The organism is Lysobacter sp. Soil_N_23, assembly GCF_057656135.1.
In genome coordinates this window covers 68,701-78,733 of record NZ_JBDGKY010000020.1, presented here as the reverse complement: position 1 = coordinate 78,733, position 10,033 = coordinate 68,701, and the positions used below count along the sequence as shown (strand labels likewise).

Sequence of the window (10,033 nt, the reverse complement as noted above, 5' to 3'; positions counted from 1 at the left end):
CGGATAGTCGCCTCAAAGTCATCTGCGATCGGGTAGAGACGATGCATGGTGTGCCGCCTAACGCCAGAGTTAAGCCGCACCGCGGAGCGGTGTCGGCTTGAATGAAATGTTAGGCCTCAAGCGCGGCCAGCCTACGAGCAATGCTCTCACGGTCAATGTGACCTCGCATGATTGATTCTTGCCTAGCGCAGACCCTGCTGAAGGTGACGATCCCGATCCCTATGCCGAGGAAGATAAACCCCAGTGCCATTGCCAAATCGCCGAAGCGACCCCCATGCTGAAAGACAATGCCGAACGCCACAGCACAGGCTAGCCAAGCCAAGGGCAGGAACCACTTGCTTAGTAGGAAGCTGGCTTTTGGGTTGTCGAGTCGATGGAGGACTTGAGTGAGGAGCTTCTTTTCTTCGAGTGGTCGCATAGGTGCTCTTGAGGCCTAACGCCAGAGTTAAGCCGAGCCACGAAGTGGCTTCGGCTTGAATGAACTGTTAGCGCCCATCTCGCGATCGATGCTGACTGCACCGCCCTCGAACACCGTGGCACGGAACGGCACGCCCTTGTACGTAAAACTGAAAGATCGCGGTGAAGACCACTCCCCAAAGTGAATGCCTGACACCTCGCCCTTGAACCCGAAGTGGACAGCGAAGGACGCCAAGTTAATACGACCAGAGGATGCGAGCCTCACGCAACAGCCCTCCAGTCCAGTCGTAATTGTTTCAATCACGAGATCTTGATAGATCTCGGAGCGGTAGATTACGACACGAAGAGCTCGCTCCCTCGGCGTGGCCGGTGGAAGCCCTTCGGCTTCTCCGTGCGAAGGGAGCAAGTCGCCGGGGGCGACCGACATGAACTCAATTGTCTGGTAGTCGAGCTTGCCGGAGATTGGCTCCAGCAATCCCTCATAACCCTGGGCCAGTGACACCCCGGACAGTAGAAGTAAGAGTGCGAGTGTGATGGCCTTCATAAGCGCTAACGCCAGAGTTAAGCCGACACTAATCGCGTAGCGATTGGTGTTCGGCTTGAACGAACTGTTAGGCCTAGCGCCGTGTCCGGAGCCGACAGCTGCAGCCGACCATGCACTGGGCCTTCCCCGAGCGGAATGTAGCAGCTTGCAGTGCCCTTTGAACTGGCCCACCTTCCCGGCCCGAAACCTGCTCCCAGGGACAAACCCCCTGCATCTACCGAAGCCACTTGCGACGCGTCAGTAGCCAACATGCGTCTACACCCTTACGGCTGCACAGCGGCGACAACAAGCCTAACTATTTATTCGACGACAGACTGGGATGTAAACCCGGTGTCTATCCATCTTGGTGGAAGGATCGTCTTCAGGGCTTCCCTACACGAAACAATGGCTTGTCGCGAATGAAGTGCCTATAGCCGGTGCCTAACCTGTCGGTCGGCCAACTTTGTTCAGGATTCTCCGATGCGACGCTATCACCGGGCCGGGGACAGGACAAGCAGGGCCGTTGACGGGTCGCCAGGCAGTCCGCCGCGCTTGCTGGATCGTGTGCGCGAACGTGCTCGCCGCCTCGGCATGGCCAAGCGAACCGAGGACGCCTACGCCGGCTGGATACGGCGTTTTATCCTGGCCCAGGGAAAGCGCCACCCGGACCAGATGGGTGCCCGGGAAGTGGAGCAGTTCCTCACTCTGCTGGCAGTACGCGGCAACGTGTCGCCCTCGACCCAGAACCAGGCGTTGGCTGCCCTGCTCTTCCTGTACCGCGAGGTTCTCGGTCAGGCGCTGCCGTGGATGGAGGAGATCCGTCGGGCGAAGAAACCGCAGCGTCTCCCGGTGGTGCTGACGCGCGCCGAGGTGACGGCATTGCTCGGGGAGATGTCGGGCGTGCACGGGCTGATGGCGTCCCTCCTCTACGGCAGCGGACTGAGGTTGATGGAGTGCGTGCGCTTGCGGGTCAAGGACGTCGACCGCGAGCGAGCGGAACTGGTCGTACGCCAGGGAAAGGGCGGCAAGGATCGGCGGACGATGCTGCCGCAGGCGCTATGTGCTCGCCTGGGCGCGCAGATCGAGGAAGCGTGTGCGCTGCACCAACGCGACCTCGCGGCAGGATTCGGCGAGGTCTGGATGCCCGACGCGCTGGCGCGCAAGTTCCCCAATGCCGCCCGCGAGTCCCGTTGGCAGTATGTCTTCCCGGCGGCCGTGCGCAGCGTCGACCCGCGCTCCGGGCTCGTGCGCCGGCATCATCGCGACGAGAAGGGCTTGCAGCGCGCGGTCAAGGCGGCATCCGCGCGTGCCGGGAGCGTCAAGCCGGCCACCTGCCACACGCTGCGTCACTCGTTCGCAACGCACCTGCTCGAGGCAGGCTATGACCTGCGCACGATCCAGGAACTGCTTGGCCATGCCGATGTGCGCACTACGCAGATCTATACGCACGTGCTCAACCGCGGCGGGCACGGCGTGGTGAGCCCGTTGGATCGCTGAAGCTCACACGGCATGGCGCGCCCGTCTGATTCCGGCCCGTGCCTTCATCCGCCCACTGCGCAATCGCGCCTAGAGTAACGCCACGAACGCCATGGTCCGGCCCCTCCGGCCCGGGCGCCCTTCCCGCAATGGAGTGATGCCATGTGGCATGACAACGACTTCACCCGGCGCCTGGGTCTGCAGTATCCGATCGTGCAGGGGCCGTTCGGCGGGGGGCTGTCTTCGATCGATCTGCTGGTCGCCGTGTCGGAGGCGGGTGGGCTTGGTTCGTTCGGCGCCCATCACCTCGCACCAGAGAAGCTCGGCGAGCTCGCGCAGCAGATCCGCGCACGAACGCAGCGACCGTTCGCGCTGAACCTGTGGGTGTCCAACCAGGATCCCGGCGGCGATCGCCTCACGGCCGAACAGTTCGCGGCCGCCATCGAACGGTTCCGCCCCTACTACGACGCGCTCGGCATGACGCCGCCGCCGATGCCCGAACGCTATGGCCAGCGCTTCGAAGACCAGGTGCAGGCCATGCTCGATGCACGGCCGCCGGTGATGAGTTTCGTGTTCGGCATCCCCTCCCCTGCAATCCTGTCGGAATGCCGAAGCCGCGGCATCGCCACGATGGGCACCGTCACCACGATCGACGAGGCGATCGCTATGGATCAGGCCGGCGTGGATGTCATCGTCGCCACCGGTTTCGAGGCCGGCGGACACCGCGTGTCGTTCCTGCGCTCTGCCGAGGAGTCCTTGACCGGGACGCTGGCACTGATTCCGCAGGTGGTCGATCGCGTGTCGACGCCGGTGATCGCCGCCGGTGGCATCGCCGACGGACGTGGGGTCGCTGCTGCGCTGACGCTCGGCGCGCAGGGCGTGCAGATCGGTACGGCGTTCCTGGCCTGCGAGGAGTCCGGCACGAACGAGCTGCATCGCAAGATGCTGTTCAGTGATGACGCGAAGTACACCGCACTGACGCGTGCCTTCAGCGGGCGGCTTGCGCGCGGCATCCGCAATCGGTTCGTCGAAGAATGGGAAGGTGTTGCGCCACTGCCCTACCCGATCCAGAACTGGTTCACCGGGACGTTCAAGGCGACAGCCGCGGCGCAAGGGCGCGGCGACATGATTTCGCTGTGGGCGGGACAGGGGGCGCCGCTGCTGAGGCATCGGCGCGCGGGTGAGTTGTTTACGGCGTTGGTTGCGGAGGCGGCGGCGCTGTTGCGTTGACGTGCGCCCTGCCCTCACCCCAACCCCTCTCCCGCAAAGCGGGAGAGGGGCTTTTCAGGGCATTACTCGCCGATGTGCTGCTTCAGCCAGGCGTTGACCGTGTCATGCCACTGCACGGAGTTCTGCGGCTTGAGCACCCAGTGGTTCTCGTCCGGGAAGTACAGGAACTTCGACTCGATGCCCTTGAGTTGCAGCGTGGTGAACGCGCCGATTCCCTGCTCCACCGGAATGCGGAAGTCGAGCTGGCCGTGCACCACCAGCATCGGCACGCGCCAGTCCTTGACGTGGTTGACCGGGTTGAACTTCTCGTAGTTGGCGGCCTTGTCGATTGCGGTGCCGCCCTGCTCCCACTCGGTGAACCACAGTTCCTCGGTGGCGAAGCCCATCATGCGCTGGTCGAACACGCCGTCGTGGTTGACCAGGCACTTCCAGGGTTGGTTCCAGTTGCCGGCGATCCAGTTGACCATGAAGCCGCCGTAGCTGGCGCCCAGAGCGCAGGCCTTGTCGCCGTTGAGGAAGCCGTACTTCTGCTGCGCCGCGGCCCAGCCCTTCTGCAGGTCTTCCAGTGGGCGGTCGCCCCAGTGCTGGCTGATCGCGTCGGTGAAGGCCTGGCCGTAACCGGTGGAGCCGTGGAAGTCGATCATGACCACCGCGTAGCCCTGGCCCGCATACGTCTGCGCGTTCCAGCGGTAGCTCCAGCCATTGCCGAAGCTGCCTTGCGGGCCGCCGTGGATTAGGAACGCCACCGGGTACTTCTTGCCCTCGACGTAATTCCACGGCTTGACCACGTAGCCGTGCACGGTGTCGCCGTTCCAGCCCTTGAAGTCGAACTGTTCGAAGTCGCCGAACGCGACGTCCTTCAGCGTTTCGCCGGTCGTGGCGGTGATAGCGCGCAGCGGTGCGGTGGCATCGCTGCTGGTGGTGTAGAGCACGTCGCCGCTCTTGAGCGAGTTGCGCGTCAGCGCCAGGGTCGGGCCGGCCAGGTCGATCGCCGACACGCTGCCTTCGCCGATCAGCTTGCTGGTCTTGCCGCTGGCGATGTCGACGGCGAACAGCGGGTGCTCGCCCATGTCGGTCGCGGTGGTGTAGATGCTTTTGCCGTCGGCAGACAGGGTGATGCCGTCCGCCGAGCGATCCCACTGCGGAGCGATCTCGCGGCGCTGACCGCCGGCCAGGTCGAGCGCGATCAGGGCGAAGCGGTCGGCCTCGAAGCCCGGGCGCTTCATCGCGCGGTAGTACAGGGTCTTGCCGTCGGCGCTGAAGGTGGCGCCGGTGTCCCAGGCGGGATTGGCGGCGGTCAGGTTCTTCGCCGCGCCGGTGCCGTCGGCACTGACCTGATAGAGGTCGAAGTTGGTCGAGGTCGGTTCCTTGGCGTCGGCGATGCGCGCGCTGAACACCAGGCTCTGCCCGTCCGGCGCCCAGGTGTACTCGCTGCTGTCACCGAACGGGCGCGAGGGCACGTCGCCGATCACATCAAAGCTGACCAGCGTCGCCGTCGTCACCGGCTTGTCGGCCAGGGCGGTCACGAACAGACGGTTGAGGCGGCCGTCGTTCCAGGCGTCCCAGTGACGGATGAAGATGCGGTCGAACAGCATGCCGCTGTTCTTCTGCTTGCCCTTGTCGTCCAGTCGCTTCTGCGAACAGGCGAAGTCGCCCTTGCAGTCGGCGAACACTTCGGCGTTGAAGGCGATGCGCTTGCTGTCGGGCGAGAGCTTGTAGCCGCCGACGTCGGTGGAGAACGCGGTCAGCTGCTTCGGCGTGCCGCCACTGGCCGGAATCGAGTACAGCTGCGAGCTGCCCGACTTGGCGCTGAGGAAGTAAACCGTCTTGCCGTCGGCCGAGAAGCTCGGCGAGTTGACGTTCCAGCCTTCCGGCGTCAATCGCACCGGCGGCGCGGCGTCGCGCGCGAACAGGTCCTCGATCCACAGCGACGAGACGCCCTTGTTGGCGGCGAAATCGACCACGCGCTTGGCGAACACGACGCGACGGCCGTCGGGCGACAGCGTGGGCGACGACACGCGGTCGAGCGTGGCCATGTCGCGGACTTCGAAACCGCGCGGGGCGGCCGAGGCGGCAAGGGGGGACAGCGCGGCCGCCAGCATCAGCGGCAGAAGGGCGCGGCGAAACGTCATGACGGCTCCAGCTAGGTACAAAGACCGTCGATGTTAGGCGCCCGTGACGGCGGCCGCAAAGGTCAATACGCCCGCCGTCGTTGCCGGGTTTGCCGGTTGGCCGGCGCCCCCTGTTCAGACCACTGCATTTCGTAGGAGCGAGCTTGCTCGCGACCCGCTTTTTCGGAGGGGGATTGATCGGAGGTTCGCGAGCAAGCTCGCTCCTACCGGGCCGCCGCGGCCTTGGCGCTGACCCGCTCCGCCCAGCGATACAGCACGAAGATGACCGCGACGAACGCCGCGCCGCCGATCCAGACCGCCGGACCGGCAAAGCCGTCGCCGACCAGCCCCAGCGGGAAGTCCTCGCCGGAGAACGCCACCAGCGCCGCGATCGCCACGCCGATCAGGCCTTCGCCGACGATCAGGCCCGAGGCCAGCAGCACGCCCATCTGCTTGGTCGACTCCGGCTTGGCGCTGCGTTCGGCACGGCGGTCGTAGAGCCAGCCGATGATCGCGCCGACCACCACCATCAGCGTCGCCGAGGTCGGCAGGTAGATGCCCAGGCCGACGGCCAGCGGCGACAGGTGCGCCGACCTGGTCGTGCGGCGCAGCACCGAATCGACGACGATCAGGCCGGCGCCGATGTAGGCGCCGATGCGGATCAGGCTCCAGTCGATGTTGCCCAGGATCACGCCCTGCGCCAGCGCCGAGATCAGGCCGGCCTGCGGTGCGGCCAGCGCGCGGCCGGGCACGGCACCGGGCGCACCGGTAAACCCGTAGGCCTGGTTGAGCAGGTCGAGGATCGGCGGAATGATCGCCGCGCCGGCGAGCACGCCGACCACCAGCGCCCACTGCTGCTTGGACGGTGTCGCGTCCACCAACTGGCCGGTCTTGAGGTCCTGCAGGTTGTTGTTGGCGATGGTCGCCACGGCAAAGACCACCGCGGTGACGAACAGCGCAAATGCGACCAGCCCCTTCTCGTTGCCCGGCGCCAGCAGCGGCTTGATGCCGAAGGTCAGCAGCAGCGCCGCACCGATCACCACCAGGATGCCGATGCCCGACAGCGGGCTGTTGGACGAACCGATCAGGCCGGCCATGTAGCCGCACACTGCCGACACCAGGAAGCTCATCACGACGACATAAAGCACCCCGCCAATCACCAGCTTCCACATGTGATCGCCCAAACCGCTGCCGAGGGCGAAGTGCCCCAGCAGGACCGCGATCGGGATGAAGCAGGCCAGCGAGATCATGCCGACCACGCCGATCGGGATGTCCTGTTCCTGACGCGGCAGCGAGCCCGCCTGGCCGGCCTTGCGGATGCGCGAGGCGGCCATCGCCGAGGCCAGGCCACTGGCGACCGGCTTGACCAGCTTGGCCAGGGTCCAGATCGCGGCCACGCCAATCGTGCCGGCGCCGATGAAGCGCACATAGGTCGCCCAGGTCGCCTGGCCCAGGTCGGCCGCCGGGCCTGCAGTGGCGGCCAGCGCCGAATAGTGCGGCACGGCCCAGCCCCAGGCGATCAGCGCGCCCACGCCCATCGCCACGCCGACCCACAGGCCGACCAGGTGGCCGACCGCGAGCAGCGCCATCGACAGGGTGAAATCGAAACCGGTGACGCCGCCGCGGTCGCCGCCAATGCGGAAGTACGCGCCGACGCTTGAACCGAAGATGCGGGTGGCGACGATCAGCGAGAACGCCGCGGCCACGACCGAACCCCAGACCACCGCAAGCAGTCCGTAGCGGCTTTCCTCGACGCCCGAGGCAGTGGACGTGTCACCGCCGCTGCCGACCTTCAGCACTTCGGCACAGGCCACGCCTTCGGGATACGGCAGGTCGGAGTTGGTGACCAGCGCGCGCCGCAGCGGGATCGAGTACATCACGCCGAGGATGCCGCCCAGCGCGCAGATCGCGAACGACTCCCAGTACGGGAAGCCGGTCCACCAGCCGATCATCACCAGGCCCGGCAGGACGAAGATGATCGCCGACAACGTGCCCGCCGACGAGGCGATGGTCTGGACGATGTTGTTTTCCTGGATCGTGGAGCCCTTGAAGTTGCGCAGCAGGGCCATCGAGATCACCGCCGCCGGGATCGAGGTGGCGAAGGTGAGGCCGGCCTTGAGGCCGAAGAAGACGTTGGCCGCGGTGAACAGCAGGGTGATGACGACGCCGAGGATGACGCTGCGTACGGTCAGTTCGGCGCGCGGAGCCGCGTCGGTCAGGCTGTTGCTGGTCACTGGAGAGGCCCGTGCTGAAGATCGGGCGAGTATTGCAGACCGGCCGCCGCGCCGTACATCCGCCCCGGCAGTGCGCGCAGGGTCGTTCCTGGGCCTGGACCATACCGTCTAGAATCTCGGCGACTTCAGTCACGGATCGCCCATGTCCACCATCGCAGCCCCGGCCGTCCCCGGCGACGTCGTCATCCGCGACGCCCGCGATGAGCTCTTCGGCCACCCCAAGGGCGTCTACGTCTGTTTCTTCACCGAGATGTGGGAGCGGTTCTCCTTCTACGGCATGAAGGCGCTGTTGCTGCTGTACCTGCTGCAGCACCACAAATTCGGCGACCGCTCAGGCCTGGACGTGCTCGGTGCCTATGGTGGCCTGGTCTACTGCCTGCCGGTGGTGGGCGGCCTGCTGGCCGACCGTTACCTGGGCATGCGCAAGGCGGTGGTGTTCGGCGGTCTGCTGCTCGTTGCCGGCCACCTGGGCATGGCGGTGGAAGGCCATGCCGCGCAGATCAGCAACGGCGTGGTGGTGCGCGACGAAGCCTCGCTGCGGGTGTTCTACCTGTCGCTGTCGCTGATCATCCTCGGCGTGGGCTTCCTCAAGCCCAACATCTCCACGATCGTCGGTCGCCTGTATCCCGACAACGACCCGCGCCGCGACTCGGGCTTCTCGCTGTTCTACGCCGGCATCAACCTGGGCGCGCTGTTCGCCTCGCTGGTGTGCGGCTACCTCGGCCAGACGCTGGGCTGGAGCTGGGGCTTCGGCGCGGCCGGCATCGGCATGCTGCTGGGGCTGGGGCAGTTCCTGTGGGGCCAGAAGTATCTGCACGGGCACGCCGAACCGCCGGACCCTTCGCGCCTGCGCGAGCGTGTGCTCGGCCTGCCGCGAGAGTGGGCGATCTACCTGGGCATGATGCTCGGCCTGGTGCCGGTCGCCGCGCTGATGTGGGCAGTGGCCAACGGCCGTTTCGCCCTCGGTGGCGAAATCTCGCTGGCGCTGCTGCTGATGCTGCTGGTGATGCTGGCGGTGCTGGCCTGGTTCGCCTGGTTCGTCACCGCCCGCTGCACGCCGGTGCAGCGCCAGCAGATGATCTCGCTGCTGGCGATGATCTTCATGTGCCTGGTGTTCTTCACCCTGTACGAGCAGACCTACGGATCGTGGGTGACCTTCACCGACCGCATGCTGACCAAGGACGTGGCGCCGTCGCTGGTGATCCGCGAAGGCACGCCGTGGCCGTGGTCGACGATTTCGCTGCTGCTGGCGCCGCTGGCGTTCATGGTCTCGGCGGCGCTGTCGGACCGCCATCCCGAATCGCGCATGCCCAAGGTGCTGTTCGCATCTGCCGTGCTGGTGATGCTGGTGTTCCTGTTGCGCGACTGCCTGGTGCTGCCGCAGACCGCCGGCTCGCTGACCTACCTGGGCGCGCTGTTCCTGGTGCTGCTGGCACCGCTGTTCGGCCGCCTGTGGGACGTGCTCGACCGCCGCGGCATGGACCCGTCCAAGCCGGTGAAGTCGGCCTTCGGCCTGCTCTTCGCCGGACTGAGCTTCATCCCGCTGGCATTGGCCGCGCAGCATGCCGGCGTCACCGGCGAAGTGGCCAGCGTGTGGTGGCTGGTGCTGGCCTACCTGGTGCTGGAGATCGGCGAGATGTGCCTGGCGCCGGTCGGGCTGGCCGCGGTGACGCAGTTGTCGGTCAAGAGCGTGGTCAGCCTGATGATGGGCACCTGGTTCCTCGCCACCGCATTCTCGGAAACGCTCGCCGCGCTGTTCGGCAAGCTCGCCGCGATCGACATCCCCGAAGGCACCACGCTCGACTTCGCCGTCGCCGGCATCAAGTACGCCAGCCTGTTCTGGCTGATGATGTGGATAGGCATCGGCTGGGCCGTGGTCGCACTGATCGCTTCGCCGATGCTGCGACGGATGATGCATGGCGTGAAGTGACCCGGTCTTCGTCGTAGGAGCGAGCTTGCTCGCGACCTGGCGCATCCGCCTCGCGCAGGCGTGATCGCGAGCAAGCTCGCTCCAACAGGAGACCGGAAGGGCTGCCTGGCAG

General features: G+C 66.0%; 6 protein-coding genes. 3 read left to right on the top strand and 3 right to left on the bottom strand.

What is annotated here, in order from left to right:
* Positions 1–445 precede the first annotated feature (445 nt).
* On the bottom strand, positions 446–961 hold the full coding sequence (locus AC3A3X_RS14490) for a hypothetical protein (protein ID WP_487583726.1): 516 nt from the start codon (positions 959–961) through the stop codon (positions 446–448).
* Between the two features lie 531 nt (positions 962–1,492).
* On the opposite strand from AC3A3X_RS14490, the gene AC3A3X_RS14485 reads away from it, so the two are divergent.
* Both AC3A3X_RS14485 and AC3A3X_RS14480 read left to right on the top strand, forming a co-directional pair.
* Positions 1,493–2,437: an integron integrase gene (locus AC3A3X_RS14485; protein WP_487583725.1), complete on the top strand. Its 945-nt coding sequence runs from the start codon at positions 1,493–1,495 to the stop codon at positions 2,435–2,437.
* Positions 2,438–2,578: 141 nt separating this feature from the next.
* On the top strand, positions 2,579–3,646 hold the full coding sequence (locus AC3A3X_RS14480) for an NAD(P)H-dependent flavin oxidoreductase (RefSeq protein WP_487583724.1): 1,068 nt from the start codon (positions 2,579–2,581) through the stop codon (positions 3,644–3,646).
* Positions 3,647–3,708: 62 nt separating this feature from the next.
* On the opposite strand, the gene AC3A3X_RS14475 is transcribed toward AC3A3X_RS14480, so the two are convergent.
* Together AC3A3X_RS14475 and AC3A3X_RS14470 are read right to left on the bottom strand one after the other, a co-directional pair.
* Complete coding sequence (locus AC3A3X_RS14475; protein WP_487583723.1) at positions 3,709–5,778, bottom strand: S9 family peptidase; 2,070 nt, start codon at positions 5,776–5,778, stop codon at positions 3,709–3,711.
* Between the two features lie 203 nt (positions 5,779–5,981).
* Positions 5,982–7,991, bottom strand: coding sequence for an OPT family oligopeptide transporter (locus AC3A3X_RS14470; protein ID WP_487583722.1), 2,010 nt, complete (start codon positions 7,989–7,991; stop codon positions 5,982–5,984).
* A 142-nt stretch (positions 7,992–8,133) separates the two neighbouring features.
* Here AC3A3X_RS14470 and AC3A3X_RS14465 point away from each other — a divergent pair, with 142 nt between their 5' ends.
* Positions 8,134–9,921 carry a peptide MFS transporter gene (locus AC3A3X_RS14465; RefSeq protein WP_487583721.1) on the top strand — a complete coding sequence of 596 codons (1,788 nt, stop codon included), beginning with the start codon at positions 8,134–8,136 and terminating at the stop codon, positions 9,919–9,921.
* The last annotated feature ends 112 nt before the right edge of the window (positions 9,922–10,033 follow it).

Excerpts from the sequence above, each read along its gene's own strand:
- AC3A3X_RS14490 (WP_487583726.1), bottom strand. The coding sequence starts at position 961 with ATGAAGGCCATCACACTCGCACTCTTACTTCTACTGTCCGGGGTGTCA.
- AC3A3X_RS14480 (WP_487583724.1), top strand. The coding sequence starts at position 2,579 with ATGTGGCATGACAACGACTTCACCCGGCGCCTGGGTCTGCAGTATCCG.
- AC3A3X_RS14475 (WP_487583723.1), bottom strand. The coding sequence starts at position 5,778 with ATGACGTTTCGCCGCGCCCTTCTGCCGCTGATGCTGGCGGCCGCGCTG.
- AC3A3X_RS14465 (WP_487583721.1), top strand. The coding sequence starts at position 8,134 with ATGTCCACCATCGCAGCCCCGGCCGTCCCCGGCGACGTCGTCATCCGC.